The organism is Xanthomonas nasturtii (genome assembly GCF_023337365.3).
Classification (GTDB): Bacteria; Pseudomonadota; Gammaproteobacteria; order Xanthomonadales; family Xanthomonadaceae; genus Xanthomonas; species Xanthomonas nasturtii.
In genome coordinates, this window is record NZ_CP142084.2 from 4,359,070 (window position 1) to 4,374,683 (window position 15,614).

Consider the following 15,614-nt stretch of genomic DNA (forward strand, 5'->3'; position numbering starts at 1 on the left):
AACCCATCACTTTGCCGGTGCCGAAGCGGCAACTGCCGGCGCGCGATAGGCGATCAAGCTCGGTGCATCGGTGACGAACCGGTCGAGCACGCCGTCGGCGATCTTGACCGGGCCCCCGAAGCGGGTGGCGCCGGGAATCGATGGGATGGCCGCGGCGTTGGCTGCAAGCGCAGCCGCCTGCGCAAACAACGCGGGCGCCTGCGTGTCGCCGCGACTGGCCGCATCCAGCCCGGCTGCGGTCTTCTGCAGCGCGCGGCCCCAGCCTTCCATTGCCTCCAGCCAGGGACGCGATTGCGCGGCAAAGCCCTTGTCGGCCACGCCGTCGCGGATGATCTGCGGCGCGGCCGCCAGCTCGTCGGCAGTGCGCGCCAGTTCGGCGATCGCCTGCGTGCGCGCTGCCGTATCGCCCAGCGCGATCGCTTCGCGCACATGGTCGAGCACGGCCTTCAGCCGTGGCGCCTGCTCCTGCCACGGCTGGCTGCCGAAGGTGGGCGCCAGGTGCTGGGTATCGAAGAAGGTCAGCAACGCTGCGGTGACGCGCGTATCGCCGCCGGCCAGATCGCGCGCCGCCGCATGCCAGGTGCGTTGTGCGTCGTAGCCTTTGTCGTTCCAGGCGAATGCGGTCACGCCCATCACCGCCACGCGGCTGGGCACTTCCTGATTCATCGGGTTGGAGACGATGCCCGACAACTCGGCCGACAGGCCGGCCTCGCGCCGCGCATACGGCGCCATCAGCAGGCGCCCGGCCGAGGTCTCGAAATCGTTGACCGGGTAGTTGTCCCACAGCAGCGTCTTGCGGCCGAACGCCTTGGTGGCAGCACGTGCATCGGGGATGGAAATGGCCGGCGGCACCACGTCGGTGCCGGTCCACTGCACCACCACCTTCGGGTCCAGATGCTTGCGCAGCGCCTCCTTGTACGGGCTTTCCTTGGCGTCGTAATACTCCGTCGGCACCATGATCAATTCCGACGCTGCATCGTGGCGCGCAACCAGATCGGCCTGCACCAGATTGAGCAGATGCGATTGCGCGATGCCCGCCGCCTGCGCGCCGGACTCACCGAAGGTGGTCTTGTCGCGCTCGCAATTCCATTTGGTGTATTCGATGTCGTCCAGCGCCACATAGAAACTGCGTACACCCAGTGCACGGAACGCATCGAACTTGCGCAGTAGCGCCTTGGCATCGGCCGGATCGGAGAAGCACACGGTGGGGCCCGGCGAAATCGCATAGACGAAATCGACGTGATTGCGCTTGGCAGTGGCAGCCAGCTGGCCCAGCGCCTTCAAGGTCGCCTTCGGGTACGGTTCGCGCCAGCGATCGCGCGCGTAGGGGTCGTCCTTCGGGCTGTAGATGAAGGTGTTGGCCTTGGTGCGGGCAAGGAAGTCGATGTGCTTGCTGCGGTCGCTCATCGACCACGGCGCGCCGTAGAAGCCCTCGATCGTGCCGCGGATCGGCATGGCCGGGTAATCCTGGATCGTCAGCGTCGGGATGGCCGGCCGCTCGAGCAGCTGACGCAGCGTCTGCGCCGCGTGGAACAGGCCATCGCCGTCGTGACCGGCCAGCGTGATCAGGCTGCCGCGATCGAGGGCAACGCTGGCCAGCGTGTAGCCCTCCTTGTGCGTGTCCTGCACCGCCCTGCTGCGCGTCAGCGCGTCGCGCACCACTGCGGCATCGCCGGTACCGAGCACGATGTGCGGGCGGTCCAGCGTGGCAGGCAGACGCGTGGCAGTGGCAATTTTGCTGACGCCGGCCGTCGTGAGGATGCTGCGCACCAGCGCGACTGTGGCCTTGTCCGCGCCCGGCGCGACCACCAGCACCACCGACCGGCCCAAGCTGACCGTCGCGCCGTCCAGAGTGATCGACACCGGCGTCGGATAGATCGCCGGCTGGGTCACCGGGTCGATCACCGCCTGCGCGAATGTCGGGGCGGCCACGCCCAGCCCGACCAATACCGAAAGCAGGCGCATGCCCGGCTTGCTGTTGCGTCGCTTCATGTCGAACTCCGGTATTGGAATGGTATTACGCCCTAGAGTAGGCAAGTCGCGCAGTGGCGACAAGCGCGGCCGCATTCGCGTCTGGGCCGGACCACTTAGCACGGTTGCCGGACCACTTAGCACGGTTGCCGGACCACTTAGCACGGTTTAGTTACGCGTCCGCCCAGCGCCAGCGCCGATCAGGGCGAGCCCGGCGGCGCCATGTGCGGTATTTAAATGGTATGAGCTTCGTTGGCCGGGATGGTCCCCATGCGCTGTCGCCGGCTCGGGAATGCACTCACTCGTCAGCCCGTCAGCCATCGCCATAACGACAATCGCCAGGCGCAGACGACCGGTGCCCGGCATCGGCATGTGCCACGCGCACGCTGCATTCCTGCGTGTCGCCAACACCCACCTGACGACTCCTTGCCGGGCAGCTTTAAGCCGCGACCTACAGCGCGTCGCTATCCAGCTCGCCGGTGCGGATGCGCACCACCGTGCCCAGGTCGTACACGAACACCTTGCCGTCGCCGATCTTGCCGGTGCCGGCCGCCGCCACGATCGCCTCGACCACGCGTTCGGCCTGGTCGTCGGTCACCGCCACCTCGATCTTCACCTTGGGCAGGAAATCGACCACGTATTCGGCGCCGCGATACAGCTCGGTGTGACCCTTCTGCCGGCCGAAGCCTTTGACCTCGGTCACCGTGATGCCTGCCACGCCGCAGCCGGCGAGCGCTTCGCGCACATCGTCGAGCTTGAACGGTTTGACGATGGCCATGATCATTTTCATCGGTGCAGATCCCAGGGCATGACGGCCGCGCAGCATACCGTGGACGCAGGCAACACTCATCCAATGCGGCAGCGCCGTCACCTCGGACCACAGCCGAATGGGACTATCCTTACTGCCTGCCGACTGCCTTGCCGATGTCCCGCATATCCCGGCCTGCATTAGGCTTCCTACGGACCTGCGGAGAACACCATGATCGATTTCAATCAGCTCGACGACCTCGCCCGCCGCCTCAGCGACCTGGTGCCACCGGGCCTGCGCCAATCGCGCGAAGAACTGCAGAGCACCTTCAAGGGCGCGCTGCAGGCCGGGCTGGGCAAGCTGGACCTGGTCACCCGCGAAGAGTTCGACGTGCAGCGTGCGGTATTGCTGCGCACCCGCGAAAAACTCGACGCGCTGGAGCAGACGGTCGCCGCACTGGAAGCGCGCGCGCCCGGTACGCCGCCCGCCGCACCGCCCACCACTCCCTGAGTTAAGGCCTTCCATCATGAGTCTGGCGCTGGTGCACAGCCGTGCCCGCGTGGGGGTGCATGCGCCTGAAGTTCGGGTGGAGGTGCATCTCTCCGGCGGTCTCCCCTCCACCCAGATCGTGGGCCTGCCCGAAGCAGCAGTGCGCGAATCACGCGAACGCGTGCGTGCCGCGCTGCTGTGCGCACAGTTCGAATTCCCCGCCCGGCGCATCACCATCAACCTGGCACCGGCCGACCTGCCCAAGGAAGGCGGCCGTTTCGACCTGCCGATCGCACTGGGCATCCTGGCCGCCAGCGGGCAGATCGACCGCCAGGCGCTGGCCGAGTACGAATTCCTCGGCGAGCTGGCACTCACCGGCGAGCTGCGCGGTGTCGACGGCGTCCTGCCCGCCGCGCTGGCGGCCGCGCAGGCCGGGCGAGGGCTGATCGTGCCGCTGGCCAACGGTGCCGAAGCCGCCATCGCCGGGCACGTCGAAGCCTTCACCGCACGCACCCTGCTGGATGTCTGCGCCGCACTCAACGGCAGCCAGAGGGCGCCCGCCGCCGAACTGGCGGTGCAGGCGCTCGGCGCGCGCGCCCTGCCCGACATGGCCGATGTCCGCGGGCAACCGCACGCCCGCCGCGCGCTGGAGATCGCCGCTGCCGGGGCCCATCACCTGCTTCTGGTCGGCAGCCCCGGCTGCGGCAAGACCTTGCTGGCTTCGCGCTTGCCCGGCCTGTTGCCCGACGCCAGCGAAGCCGAAGCCCTGGAAACGGCCGCGATCACCTCGATCAGCGGCCGCGGACTGGATCTGGCCCGATGGCGGCAACGGCCCTACCGCGCCCCGCATCACACTGCCAGCGCGGTTGCCCTGGTCGGCGGTGGCACGCATCCGCGCCCCGGCGAGATCTCGCTGGCCCACAACGGCGTGCTGTTTCTGGACGAATTGCCCGAGTGGCAACGGCAGACCCTGGAAGTGCTGCGAGAGCCGCTGGAATCGGGCCTGGTCACGATCTCGCGCGCGGCGCGCAGCGTGGATTTCCCGGCACGTTTCCAGCTGGTCGCGGCCATGAACCCCTGCCCATGCGGTTGGGCGGGCGATGGCAGCGGGCGGTGCCGCTGCAGCAGCGACAGTATCCGCCGCTATCGCAGCCGCATCTCCGGCCCGTTGCTGGACCGCATCGATCTGCATGTCGAAGTGCCACGGCTGCCACCGCAGGCGCTGCGCAGCGGCAACCTGGGCGAGGACAGCGCCAGCGTACGTGTTCGCGTGATCGCCGCACGGCAGCGACAACTGACGCGCAGCACCTTGCCCAATGCGCAACTGGATCAAGCCGACACCGACCGCCATTGCCGCCTGCAGCATGACGATCAGTTGCTGCTGGAGCGCGCGATCGAACACCTGCAGCTGTCCGCGCGCTCGATGCACCGCATCCTGCGCGTGGCACGCACCATCGCCGATCTCGACGACTGCGCAGACATCGCCACGCGCCATCTCACCGAAGCCATCGGCTACCGCAAACTGGATCGCGCGCTGAGCGCCGCCAGCGCCGCATAGCGCGCTGGGTGGGGTCATCCAGCGGCGTGCGATGTTGGGGTCAGGCACGGCCACACTGGGCTGCACATGCATGGCACGCGCAGTGTTAGGACGCTACGTAACTTCCAAGGGTGTTACTTCGTCGCAAGGGTGCTACGTCGTTCGCCGCCCATATGGCGTTCAACTCCTGACCCGCTCAATCAGTGGGGGACACGCTGGTCGATGGTTCAACGTGTTCAAGGCGCAGCATCAATACCCAAGCACGCCCAGCTCCCGCCCTGTCCGGCATCCCAACATTCATTTCATGGCGATGCACGTACAACGGGCGCCACTCCATTGTGCAGAGGCCCGTATGAGCCACCACCGCGAACTCGCTACCGTTCCCTCGCTGGATCTGAATCGCTATCTGGGCACCTGGTACGAAATCGCCCGCCTGCCCATTCGCTTCGAGGATGCGGACTGCACCGATGTCTCGGCGCACTATTCGCTGCAGGACGATGGCACGGTGCGGGTGCAGAACCGCTGCCTGACCGCCGAAGGCGCGTTGGAAGAAGCAATCGGCGAGGCGCGCGCCATCGACGACAGCCATGCGCGGCTGGAAGTCACCTTCCTGCCCGAAGGCCTGCGCTGGATTCCTTTCACCAAAGGCGATTACTGGGTGATGCGTATCGATGCGGACTACACCGCTGCGCTGGTCGGCGGTCCCGACCGCAAGTACCTGTGGCTGCTGGCAAGGCTGCCAAAGCTGGACGAAAACATCGCCCAGGCCTATCTGGCGCACGCACGCGAACAGGGCTTCGACCTGGCCCCGCTGATCCATACCCCGCACACCGGGCGACTGACCGAGCAACCGCTTCCCTGACGGCTGCGCGCAGCTCCAAAGGCTGCCAGCACTCTCACGGCGAGAGCCCGCACCCTTGCGCGGCGAGTGTCTCGTTCGCACAGGGAACTGGGGTGCACGGATAGATCAACCGTAGACGGCTGAACCGCTGCCGGGCTGCAGGCCCTCTGCCTGTCCACCATCGCGGCACACGCCGTGGATCCATTCCTCAAAGCTCTGATGCGGCATCCATGCCGCGTAGGGTCGCGCGATAGTGGGCAGTCAAAGACCCATCAAGATGTCGCTGTGCATCGGCGCAAACAGGGCAAGACGTGGGTTGTTCGGATGACGGTGTGCATCTCGAATGCCGCCCGGCTCAACCGTTGAGCGTGCCCAGATCCTTGGCGGCGGCCTGAGCGCCTTCCAGGCTGTCGAAAGCCACGCCGGTGTCGCCGACCACGTACTTGGTCAGTTCGCCGTCGCGTGTGGTTTCCTGCATCTTGAAGATCGGCACTGCATCGGTGCCGCCGACGCGTTCTTTCTGCGTTGTCATGGGTGATTCCTCCAGGTGAAAGCGCCTTGCATGGGACCGGATTGTCCCGCCGCTGCCGTGCGGCAGCGCAGGCGAGCCGACCCTAGCGCGGCGTCGCGTGCAGGCGCGTGAATCCACCGGCGAGCCCGACTGCCACGACCTACGGCGGGATGATCGGCAAAAAAATCACAGCCGCTTCGCTCCACCGACGCGCGCAATGCACGCGTGTGTCGTACATTCGCGACGTGCAGCCTCATCAGCCCATGCCCTGTGTCACCAATCGCTGCGTGCGACGCGCCCGCTCGCCTTCCGGGCCGGTGTGGGCCGTCCGCCAACGCCCGCGCTGTCCGCACTGCCCCGGGGGCTGTGCGTGAACTGGCCGCAGCGTCGATGCGGGTGGTGAGGTGAAGCGTCAACGCATCATCAGTGTGACCGTGCTGCTGGTGCTGCTGTGCGCAACACTTCCGATCGGTCTGTCATACTACCTGGCCTGGCGGCTGGCGTTGTCGCGCGAGGAGAGCAGGCTCAGCCAGCTGGCCGCACTGTCGATCCGGCGCACCGAAACTGCCTTCGACGAGGCGCATGGCGCATTGCTGAGCATGGCCGCCTCGCAGGCGCCGCCATGTTCGCCCGCGCACCTGGCGCAGATGCGCGCACTGGTGCTGACCAGCCATTACATCGTCGAGCTTGGGCATTTCCAGCAAGGTCGTCTGCGCTGTACCTCGTGGGGGCAACTGCCCGACAGCGTTCCGCAGACCGCTGCCGATTTCGTGGTCAAGCGCGGCATCGCGGTGACCACGCGGCTGCTGCCGTTGGCCAACCCGCAGCATCCCCTGATGGCGCTGCAACTGGACGACTACAACGTCCTGATCAACCCCAACACGCTGGCCGACATCAATATCCCGCCAGGCCTGCAACTGGCGATCGGCACACCGGACGGGCAGCTTCTCAGCAGCACCGGGACCGCCGCCGAACAGTTGCTGGTCGAGGCACCGGCAGACAGCGCGCCAGACCCTGAGCGAGCGCAGGTACTGTCCGGCCGCGACCGCCGGGGCGATTGGGCCGCGGTGGTCACCGAGCCGGTAGCCTATCTGCGCGGGCCACTGGCAGCGGCACGGCTGCAGGTGGTGCCGGCCGGCGTCGCGGTGGCGCTGCTGCTGGTCGGGGTGGTGCTGTGGATATCGCGACGTCGGCTTTCACCGCTGGCGCGTCTGGAGATTGCAGTGCAGCGCGGCGAGTTCATCGTGCACTACCAGCCGATCATCGCGCTCGACAGCGGTGCCTGCGTCGGCGCCGAGGCGCTGGTGCGCTGGCAGCAACCCGACGGCGTGCTGGTGCCGCCGGACGCCTTCATTCCGCTGGCCGAAGAAAGCGGCCTGATCTTGCCGATCACCGACCTGGTGGTGGCCGAAGTCATCCGCGAACTCGGCCTCACCCTGGCGGCCGACCCGGACCTGCATGTGGCCATCAATGTCTCTGCCGAAGACATCAAGAGCGGCCGCGTGCAAAGCGTGCTGGCGCAGGCATTGCGCGGTACCGGCGTGGACAGCGGGCAGCTGTGGGTGGAAGCGACCGAACGCAGCCTGATGGACATCGACGCGGCGCGCACCACCATCACCCATCTGCGTGGCGCCGGCCACACGGTGTCGATCGACGACTTCGGCACCGGCTATTCGAGCCTGCAGTATCTGCAGGGCCTGCCACTGGATGCGTTGAAGATCGACAAGTCGTTCGTGGACACCATCGGCACCCACTCGGCCACCAGCGCGGTGACCGCGCATATCATCGAGATGGCCAAGACGCTGCGGCTGCGCACCATCGCCGAAGGGGTCGAGCGGCAAGAGCAGCTTGATTATCTGCGCGCCCACGGCGTGGACCTGGCGCAGGGCTGGTTGTTCTCGCGCGCATTGCCGGCCACCGGCTTCATCGCGTATCACGCACAGGCGCGCAGCGGCACGCATTGACCGCAGCAACAAAAAAAGGCCGCCATGGGCGGCCTTTCGATGGCGATCACGCGCTGCGCAATGCGGTTACGCGCTCTGCAATGCCCCGCTGCGCTGGTGCACCGGCTTGGGCCGGCTCGGGAACGCGTGACGCACGATCCGCCACATCACCTGGCCGAACTGCCGCGGCAGCGAGCCGGTGTTGTAGTGCTGGCCGTAGCGCGCACAGACCTGCTTCACTTCCACGGCGATCTGCGCATAGCGATTGGCCGGCAGGTCCGGGTAGAAGTGATGCTCGATCTGGTGGCTCAAGTTGCCCGACAGCACGTTCATCAGCTTGCCGCCGGTGAGGTTGGACGAACCGCGCAGCTGGCGCAGGTACCAGTGGCCACGCGACTCGTTGCGGATCGATTCCTTCGGGAACACTTCCGCATCGGCAGTGAAGTGGCCGCAGAAGATGATCACGAAGGTCCAGATGCTGCGCAGCACGTTGGCGGCAAGATTGCCCAGCAGCACGGTCAGGAAGAACGGGCCGGCCAGCAGCGGAAACACGATGTAGTCCTTGAGCATCTGGCGGCCCATCTTGCGGCCGACCGGCAGGAACGAAGCGCGCAATTCGGCCGCCTTCATCTTGCCGGCAAACCAGCGGCCCAGACGCAGGTCCTGGATCGCCACGCCCCATTCGAACAGCAGCGCAAACACCACCGCGATGAACGGCTGCAGCAGGTAGAACGGGCGCCAGCGCTGCTCGGGGAAGATGCGCAGCAGGCCGTAGCCGATGTCATCGTCCATGCCGCGCACATTGGTGTAGGTGTGGTGCTTGAAGTTGTGCGTCTTGCGCCAGTTGTCGCCGGTGGCAACGATGTCCCACTCGTAGGTGTTGCCGTTGAGCTGCGGGTCGCCCATCCAGTCGTACTGGCCGTGCATGACGTTGTGGCCCAGCTCCATGTTCTCCAGGATCTTGGACAGCGTCAGCAGCACCACACCGGCAATCCACGCCGGAATCAGCACGCTGTGCACGAACGCGCCCAGGAACAGCAGCGCGCGGCCGGCCACGCCGGTCCAGCGCACGGCCGCCACGATGCGGCGGATGTAGCGCGCATCGTCGGCGCCGACCTGGCGCTGCACGCGGGCGCGGATGGCATCGAGTTCGTCGCCGAAGGACTGCAGTTCGGCAGCGGACAGGGCACGGTTATGGACTCGGCTCATGAAGATTCCTTACAGATCCAGGATCAGGTCAGTGCTCGGGGCACTGATGCACAGGCGGACCTGTGCGGTGGGTTCGTTGCTGCGCTCACCGGTCAACAGGTGCCGCGTGGTGCCGGATTGGCGCGCGCAGGCGCAGCTATTGCAAATGCCCATGCGGCAGCCATGTGCCGGCCGCAGGCCTTGCGCTTCCAGTCCTTCCAGCAGCGACTGGCCGCGCGCCAGGGTGAGCGTACGGCCGCTGCGTGACAGCTGGACCTGCACGTGCCCGGCTTCGCTTTCGTCCAGTGCCGGCACGCTGAAGGCTTCGGCCTGGAATGCGGCCACGCGCCCTTGCAGGCGCTCGCGCGCCGCCTGCACGAAGCCGCCCGGGCCGCAGACCATCACATGGCGCTGGTCCAACGCGGCAATGTGATCCAACGGATAGGTATCGATACGTGCGGCCGGCGTCTCGCCTTCGCGGGTGGTCAGCAACCGCACCCGCAGGCGCGGATGCGCGGCCACCAGCGCGTTGAATTCGTCGACAAAGCAGGCTTCGTCGCGCTGGCGCACCCAATACAGCAGGTCCACGTCCATCGGCATGCCGGCTTGCGCGGCGGCCTGCAGCAGCGCGCGCATCGGGGTGATGCCCGAGCCGGCGGCCAGCAGCAGTAGCGGGGCGGGCGTGGTCGGCAACAGCATGTCGCCGAAGGCCGGGTCCAGCGACACCACCGTGCCCAGCGCCGCATCGCGCGCCAGGTACCGGCTAACCTGCCCACCCTCGATCGCCTTGACGGTGATCGCAAGGCGGCCGTCGGCCAGCACCGTCGGGCTATAGCTGCGCAACAAGCGGCGGCCGTCGATCTCCACCCCCAGGCTCACATGCTGGCCGGCCTGCAGGCCCTGCCAATGCCCGTTGGGCTGCAACACCAGGGTCACTGCGTCGCGGCTGGCCGGGCTGCGCTCGACCAGCCGCGCCATCGGGCGCTCCAGCGTCCACAGCGGGTTGATCCGGGTTGCCCAGAAATCGAACAACTGCGGCGACACCAACCGACGCGCCAGGCGTGCCGGCAGCGGGGACTTGGACTTGGGAGGAGATGCCAGGTTCATGGGGTGCACTATACGCATGCATGCACAGCCGTGTATACACTTGTATATCGGCTGGAGGGGCTATGATTCACGCCCACGCCCGGCTGCCGACTCATGACCTCCATCGTCCTGCCTTCCCACGACGCGCCGCCGTCACGCAAGCCGGCGATTTCACGCGAGGACCTGATCGCCGCGGCGCTCTCGCTGATCGGCCCGCACCGCAGCCTGTCCACGCTGAGCCTGCGCGAAGTGGCACGCGAGGCCGGCATCGCGCCGAACAGCTTCTACCGCCAGTTCCGCGACATGGACGAGCTCGCCGTGGCCTTGATCGACCTGGCCGGGCGTTCGCTGCGCACCATCATCGGCCAGGCCCGCCAACGCGCCACCTCCACCGACCGCAGCGTGATCCGCGTTTCGGTCGAGGCGTTCATGGAACAGCTGCGCGCCGACGACAAACTGCTGCACGTGCTGCTGCGCGAAGGCGCGGTGGGTTCGGACGCCTTCAAGCAGGCAGTGGAGCGCGAGCTCAGCTATTTCGAAGACGAGCTGCGCGTGGACCTGATCCGCCTGGCCGCCGCCGACAACGCCAAGCTGCATGCACCGGCACTGGTATCCAAGGCGATCACGCGGCTGGTGTTTGCCATGGGCGCAGTGGCGATGGACTCCCCGCCAGAGAAAGACCCCGAACTGGTCGAACAGATCTCGCAGATGCTGCGCATGATCCTGACCGGCGCGCGCACCCTGGGCACGCACGGCGGTTGATTGTCTGCGTTGGCGATGGCGTCGGCACGCAGGAGCAGCGGCCTCTGCGCATGGACCAGCGTGCACGCCGATTCTGAGCGAGACGTACACACTGTCTGACGACTGCCTGCTACGTGCTGTCGGCGTGCGTCATCTGCAATGCCTGGCATCAAGTCATCGCCGGACACCGACCGTCGCATTCAAATGCAATACCGCCTTGCGGTCGTTACACAACTACATTCTCTTTCGACTATCCGAAGATAATCCGAAAAATAATTGCATAAAGTGCTTGCGCAATGAAAAAGACGCAGGTAATGTTCGCGCCCTCAGCAGGAATGCCTGCATTTCACCGAACCGACCTCATGCCCCTGCTCCATTCCGCCACATTCAATCGACTGCCCAGCGCACACCGCGCGGCGTCGTTTATGCGCACGAAGAAAGCAGCCGTGCGCATCACCCGATTCGACTGATGTCCTGACAAGGAGATCGGTCACCCGATCTCCGAGGCAAGCGAACGCCCTCGGATGCTGCATCCGGGGGCGTTTTTCGTTGTGCGTTCGCATCGTATCGTGTGGATGACCTTCCAGGCACCCGGGCATGGATTGCCCGACAACATGGACGTTGCAAAGCGGTCAGGCGCGAAAGCGCTGTGCCCAGGTGTCGGGCACGGGCGGCGCGTGGTCATGCACACACTAGAATTACCGTTTGAATAAAACGGTAATCAGAAACCGACGTCCCCCCGATTTTGAGTAGCGCCGCGGTTTGGATTCCAATTCCCTACCCGAAGGAGATTGGACGTGAAGAAACGTTTTACTGACGAGCAGGTCATCGGCTTTCTGCGTGAGGCCGAAAGCGGCGTGGCAATCAAGGGGAAAAGCGCGCGGTCAACTGCCACCACAACTATGTGCAGAAGGAGACGCACGCTGGCGAGGAGCTGTTGATCACCCGCAAGGGCGCAGTGAGCGCACGTGCCGGCGAGCTGGGCATCATTCCGGGCAGCATGGGCACGCGCAGCTACATCGTGCGCGGGCTGGGCAACACCGATAGTTTCCATAGCTGCAGCCATGGCGCCGGGCGCGTGATGAGCAGGACCGCTGCACGCGCGCAGATCACGCTGGCACAGCACCGCCAGGCTACCGTGCATGTGGAATGTCGCAAGGATGCGGCAGTGATCGACGAGTCGCCTGCCGCGTACAAGTCGATCGAGGCGGTAATGGCGGCGCAACAAGACCTGGTGGAAGTCCTGCACACCCTGCGCCAGGTGGTGTGCATCAAGGGATAGGCGAAGGGCCGCATGAGAGGCCCTTTTTTTGTCGCAGACAGGTTGCGCGCATGCGTCAGCAAGCTCATCCACGATGGCATGCACAGTTCAGTCATGTCGCGACAGCACTCACATCAAAGCACGCACGTTTCACTCTTCCAACGCCATCGTTGCGCCTCGTTCGCGGCCTGATTCCACAGGACGCATCCATCAGGCAACCGGAGGCGGTATGAGCAATCTCGACAAGCAGGAACGCAAGGAAGAAGCAAAGGATTTGAACCGCGACCCGATCTCCGGTGCACCCGGTTCGCATCCGGTAGGTGTGGGCGTCGGCGGCATCGCCGGTGGCGCGGCAGCGGGCGCGCTCGCAGGCACGGTGTTCGGCCCGTTGGGCACCTTGATCGGGGCGGCAGCCGGCGTACTCGCAGGCGCCGCAGCCGGCAAGGGCGTCGCCGAACGGCTCGATCCGACCGTGGAAACCGAATACTGGCGCCAGGAGCACCAGAACCGTCCTTACTACAAGGAAGGCACCGACTACGATCGCGATTACGCAACCGTCTACGGCTTCGGTCTGCAGGCACGCGAAACCCGCCCCACCAGTACCTGGGAAGAAACCGAAGCCACGCTGGCCGGCGAATGGCCGCGTAACCGCGGCGAATCGCGCCTGGAATGGGACCAAGCGCGCCTGGCGGCACGTGATGCCTGGGACCGTGCAGACCGTACCCACACCGTCTATCGCGACAACGACACGCATTACGAAGGCCGCTTCGACAGTGCCAGCTACCGCGATGCCGACTATTCCTATGACGACTATCGCCCGGCTTACCGCTACGGTATGCAGGCACGCCAGCAGCACGCCGGCCGCCAGTGGGACGACCATCTGGAACGCGACCTGGGCGATGGCTGGGACCGTTTCAAGGCCAATTCGCGCCTGAGCTGGGAGAAGGCCAAGCACGCAGTGCGCGAAGCATTCGATTCTGAGCAGCATGATGCAGCGGCCCATCGCAATCCGACCGATCCGCGGGTGTAAGCGCTGGGCATAGCCACGCGCTAACACGCAGCGCCACCAATGCACTCCGTTGAATCAGAACGGGCCCCAGCGGGCCCGTTCTGCGTTGCGCGGGTTATGCACGTTGAAAAGGGCGATCAGCGGCCGGCGAGGCAAATCGATGCCGGCATGCATTTCACGCCACGCATTCGCACAAGGCAACGCCAAGCGCGCTGCTCGTTGCAACACCGCAAGAACGACGCATGCGCGGTGGCCATCGCCACTGCATGCGCCTCAGCTCGTCACGGACCCTCAACCTGAAGTCTTTTCCACCGCACGGATATCGCCGCGGAATGCGGGAGCGACCTGTCCCGACGGCGTCGCAGCAGCGCCTTGCTGGCCCTTGAGCAATTGCTTGCGCGTGGCCACCACTTCCTTGGCCAGCGCGATGCGACGGCCGACCACCATTTCTGTCAGCCAGTCGATGAGTGCACGCGTGTATTGCTGCTGGTGTTCCTTGATGCTCAGCGCATGATCGGCGCCGGCAATCACCCGTGAGGTCAATGAACGTGCCTGCACGAAGGCCTCCGCATAGTTGCGTAGCACCGGATGCGGCACGATCACATCGTTTTCGGCTTCCACCAACAGCACATCGCCCTTGTAGGCAGCGCAGGCGGCCAGGGCGATGTTGTCCTGCGGAGCCAGGCGCTGCTGGCGATATGCCATCAACTCCGGGTCGGCATTGAGGCTGATCTTGGGTTGGTCCCAATGCGCATCCTTGTAGAGCGCCGGCGAACGCAACGCCAGCCATTCCACCGGGCGCTCGCGCGTCAGCAGCGCGGACAGATAACCGCCGTAACTCAGGCCGACCACCGCGATCGATTGCGCATCCACGTACGGCAGGCTCGCCAACTGATCGTAAGCGGCCTTGATGTCGTCCAGGTTCTGCGCGCGTGTGACGGTCTGGCGCATCGATGCATAGCCCTCATGGCCACGCAGATCGAAGGTCATGCAGATGCACCCCAGGCCCGCGGCCTCGCGTGCTCGTACCAGGCTGTGGTGCTGGCTGCCGCCCCAGCCATGTACGAACAGGACCGCAGGCATGCCTGAGGGCGTCAGCAAGGTGCCACTGAGTGCGTCGTTGCCGACCGGGATATCGATGCTGGAAAGTTTGGCTTCCATTACGTCGTAGCGACCCTCCTGTATTTGTAGCGCGGCCCCGGCCCGGGCTGCGTTGCGCGATAGTAGATCTGCGCGTCGGCCGGCGGCTCGCCCTGATAAATCTCATGGGTGGAGGCACTCACCCACTGCAATGCAGGATCGTGCTGGAACGCGCCAATTGCAGCGAGCTCGGCGGGCGTGGCGCCACCGATCCGCCAGGATTGTTCAAGCACGCCGCACACCCTCGTGTTGCTGGCATCCTCGCCGCTGACCACATCGTAGTTACGCCGCGAGATCTGCAGCTCAGGATAAGCAGCAGTGATGAATCGATCGTATCTGCAGGCCTGTTCGACCACACGCTGCTCCAGCGGCGGCAGCGCGGTCGCCATCAGCGCCTCCAGCGATCCCCGATACACGCGCAGCGACGAGCCGCCATAGACATCGCCGCCGTCTGCATTGCGCACGCTGCATTGGGTGCCGTAATACGCGATCCGGATGCCGGCGACACACAGCTCGCCCACGCTGTGGGTCAATGGCTGCAGGATATTGCGCTCCAACACCGCGCCATGCGTGCCCAGATAGTCCTCGGGCAGGCTATCCAACACCTGCATCAGTTGCACTGCATCGGCAATGCGCCACTGATCGTTGCCACCCACACCGGTGGGCAGTTTCAGGCGCACTTCCCCGCCGCTCGATAACGCCTGCCATGCATGTACCGCATCCGGGTGCGAAAACACGGTGTAGCCCGGTAGCGTTGCCGGAATCAATGCTTTAGCCAACGCCTGATCCCACCCCGCAAGACAGGCGGCATCGTCGGTCACCAGCGGGTGACCGATCACCTTGGTGGCAAGGAACGCATGCGGAACGATCCCACCAAGCAAATCGCCCGCGCCACGAATGCCAAGGCCACGTGCTTGCGTGGTGGTGAGCGTGTCGTCGGGCACATGAAATGTTCCAACCTCGATGAGGCCATCGCCCGCAACCCCGGCATCGCGCGCGCCCAACAACCTGGCGATCTCGCTGCATACCCATGCATGCGTGGCGCGTTCATGCCCATGCTCGGCCACCAGGCGCGTAGCGTGCCCACGCACCTGCCGATACTGCGTCTGAGCCATGACCTCTCCCCCTGCGGCTAGGCCGCGCGTCGTT

General features: G+C 65.6%; 13 protein-coding genes and 2 pseudogenes. 8 read left to right on the forward strand and 7 right to left on the reverse strand.

The features are described 5' to 3' along the window. Positions 1-6: 6 nt before the first annotated feature. Both M3O59_RS19105 and M3O59_RS19110 read right to left on the reverse strand, forming a co-directional pair. A complete protein-coding gene (locus tag M3O59_RS19105; protein ID WP_116906033.1) occupies positions 7-1,992 on the reverse strand; it encodes a beta-N-acetylglucosaminidase domain-containing protein in 1,986 nt (661 codons plus the stop codon). A gap of 430 nt (positions 1,993-2,422) precedes the next feature. After that, on the reverse strand, positions 2,423-2,797 hold the full coding sequence (locus M3O59_RS19110; protein WP_199680230.1) for a P-II family nitrogen regulator: 375 nt from the start codon (positions 2,795-2,797) through the stop codon (positions 2,423-2,425). A gap of 153 nt (positions 2,798-2,950) precedes the next feature. On the opposite strand from M3O59_RS19110, the gene ubiK reads away from it, so the two are divergent. From ubiK to M3O59_RS19125, 3 genes are all read left to right on the forward strand, one after another. Further along, positions 2,951-3,229 carry a ubiquinone biosynthesis accessory factor UbiK gene (ubiK, locus tag M3O59_RS19115; RefSeq protein ID WP_064632685.1) on the forward strand — a complete coding sequence of 93 codons (279 nt, stop codon included), beginning with the start codon at positions 2,951-2,953 and terminating at the stop codon, positions 3,227-3,229. Positions 3,230-3,245: 16 nt separating this feature from the next. Next, positions 3,246-4,766, forward strand: a complete 1,521-nt coding sequence (locus tag M3O59_RS19120; protein ID WP_116906034.1) for a YifB family Mg chelatase-like AAA ATPase — start codon at positions 3,246-3,248, stop codon at positions 4,764-4,766. Between the two features lie 331 nt (positions 4,767-5,097). Then, the gene (locus M3O59_RS19125; protein WP_147308505.1) at positions 5,098-5,607 is read left to right on the forward strand and encodes a lipocalin family protein; all 510 of its coding nucleotides are present in this window, start codon (positions 5,098-5,100) and stop codon (positions 5,605-5,607) included. A 334-nt stretch (positions 5,608-5,941) separates the two neighbouring features. Here M3O59_RS19125 and M3O59_RS19130 read toward each other — a convergent pair whose 3' ends face one another. Next, positions 5,942-6,118, reverse strand: a complete 177-nt coding sequence (locus tag M3O59_RS19130) for a hypothetical protein (RefSeq protein WP_010374782.1) — start codon at positions 6,116-6,118, stop codon at positions 5,942-5,944. A 383-nt stretch (positions 6,119-6,501) separates the two neighbouring features. On the opposite strand from M3O59_RS19130, the gene M3O59_RS19135 reads away from it, so the two are divergent. After that, entirely contained in the window at positions 6,502-8,061 is a 1,560-nt protein-coding gene (locus M3O59_RS19135) for an EAL domain-containing protein (RefSeq protein WP_116906036.1), read from the forward strand. A gap of 66 nt (positions 8,062-8,127) precedes the next feature. Here the strand turns inward: M3O59_RS19135 and M3O59_RS19140 are convergent, their stop codons facing one another. Both M3O59_RS19140 and M3O59_RS19145 read right to left on the reverse strand, forming a co-directional pair. Further along, positions 8,128-9,249 carry a fatty acid desaturase family protein gene (locus tag M3O59_RS19140; RefSeq protein ID WP_116906037.1) on the reverse strand — a complete coding sequence of 374 codons (1,122 nt, stop codon included), beginning with the start codon at positions 9,247-9,249 and terminating at the stop codon, positions 8,128-8,130. A 9-nt stretch (positions 9,250-9,258) separates the two neighbouring features. Next, positions 9,259-10,335 (reverse strand): ferredoxin reductase, encoded by a 1,077-nt coding sequence (locus M3O59_RS19145; RefSeq protein ID WP_181920575.1) that lies wholly within the window; start codon positions 10,333-10,335, stop codon positions 9,259-9,261. A gap of 93 nt (positions 10,336-10,428) precedes the next feature. Here M3O59_RS19145 and fabR point away from each other — a divergent pair, with 93 nt between their 5' ends. From fabR to M3O59_RS19160, 4 genes and pseudogenes are all read left to right on the forward strand, one after another. Beyond that, positions 10,429-11,076, forward strand: a complete 648-nt coding sequence (fabR, locus tag M3O59_RS19150; RefSeq protein WP_116906039.1) for an HTH-type transcriptional repressor FabR — start codon at positions 10,429-10,431, stop codon at positions 11,074-11,076. Between the two features lie 776 nt (positions 11,077-11,852). After that, a pseudogene (locus tag M3O59_RS21165) lies at positions 11,853-11,924 on the forward strand (transposase); the annotation flags it as partial. After that, a pseudogene (locus tag M3O59_RS19155) lies at positions 11,921-12,337 on the forward strand (RtcB family protein); the annotation flags it as partial. The pseudogenes M3O59_RS21165 and M3O59_RS19155, both read left to right, overlap by 4 nt. 208 nt (positions 12,338-12,545) lie before the next feature. Then, on the forward strand, positions 12,546-13,346 hold the full coding sequence (locus M3O59_RS19160; RefSeq protein WP_116906040.1) for a hypothetical protein: 801 nt from the start codon (positions 12,546-12,548) through the stop codon (positions 13,344-13,346). 270 nt (positions 13,347-13,616) lie between these two features. On the opposite strand, the gene M3O59_RS19165 is transcribed toward M3O59_RS19160, so the two are convergent. Next, positions 13,617-14,486 (reverse strand): alpha/beta hydrolase family protein, encoded by an 870-nt coding sequence (locus M3O59_RS19165; protein WP_116906041.1) that lies wholly within the window; start codon positions 14,484-14,486, stop codon positions 13,617-13,619. Then, positions 14,486-15,580, reverse strand: coding sequence for a DUF3182 family protein (locus M3O59_RS19170; protein ID WP_116906042.1), 1,095 nt, complete (start codon positions 15,578-15,580; stop codon positions 14,486-14,488). Before M3O59_RS19170 ends, M3O59_RS19165 begins: the two co-directional genes overlap by 1 nt. Positions 15,581-15,614 lie beyond the last annotated feature (34 nt).

What these genes read in the sequence shown, in the direction of transcription:
- M3O59_RS19105 (WP_116906033.1), bottom strand. Translation starts at nt 1,992, where the DNA reads ATGAAGCGACGCAACAGCAAGCCGGGCATGCGCCTGCTTTCGGTATTG.
- M3O59_RS19110 (WP_199680230.1), bottom strand. Translation starts at nt 2,797, where the DNA reads ATGCTGCGCGGCCGTCATGCCCTGGGATCTGCACCGATGAAAATGATC.
- ubiK (WP_064632685.1), top strand. Translation starts at nt 2,951, where the DNA reads ATGATCGATTTCAATCAGCTCGACGACCTCGCCCGCCGCCTCAGCGAC.
- M3O59_RS19120 (WP_116906034.1), top strand. Translation starts at nt 3,246, where the DNA reads ATGAGTCTGGCGCTGGTGCACAGCCGTGCCCGCGTGGGGGTGCATGCG.
- M3O59_RS19125 (WP_147308505.1), top strand. Translation starts at nt 5,098, where the DNA reads ATGAGCCACCACCGCGAACTCGCTACCGTTCCCTCGCTGGATCTGAAT.
- M3O59_RS19130 (WP_010374782.1), bottom strand. Translation starts at nt 6,118, where the DNA reads ATGACAACGCAGAAAGAACGCGTCGGCGGCACCGATGCAGTGCCGATC.
- M3O59_RS19140 (WP_116906037.1), bottom strand. Translation starts at nt 9,249, where the DNA reads ATGAGCCGAGTCCATAACCGTGCCCTGTCCGCTGCCGAACTGCAGTCC.
- M3O59_RS19145 (WP_181920575.1), bottom strand. Translation starts at nt 10,335, where the DNA reads ATGAACCTGGCATCTCCTCCCAAGTCCAAGTCCCCGCTGCCGGCACGC.
- fabR (WP_116906039.1), top strand. Translation starts at nt 10,429, where the DNA reads ATGACCTCCATCGTCCTGCCTTCCCACGACGCGCCGCCGTCACGCAAG.
- M3O59_RS19160 (WP_116906040.1), top strand. Translation starts at nt 12,546, where the DNA reads ATGAGCAATCTCGACAAGCAGGAACGCAAGGAAGAAGCAAAGGATTTG.
- M3O59_RS19165 (WP_116906041.1), bottom strand. Translation starts at nt 14,486, where the DNA reads ATGGAAGCCAAACTTTCCAGCATCGATATCCCGGTCGGCAACGACGCA.
- M3O59_RS19170 (WP_116906042.1), bottom strand. Translation starts at nt 15,580, where the DNA reads ATGGCTCAGACGCAGTATCGGCAGGTGCGTGGGCACGCTACGCGCCTG.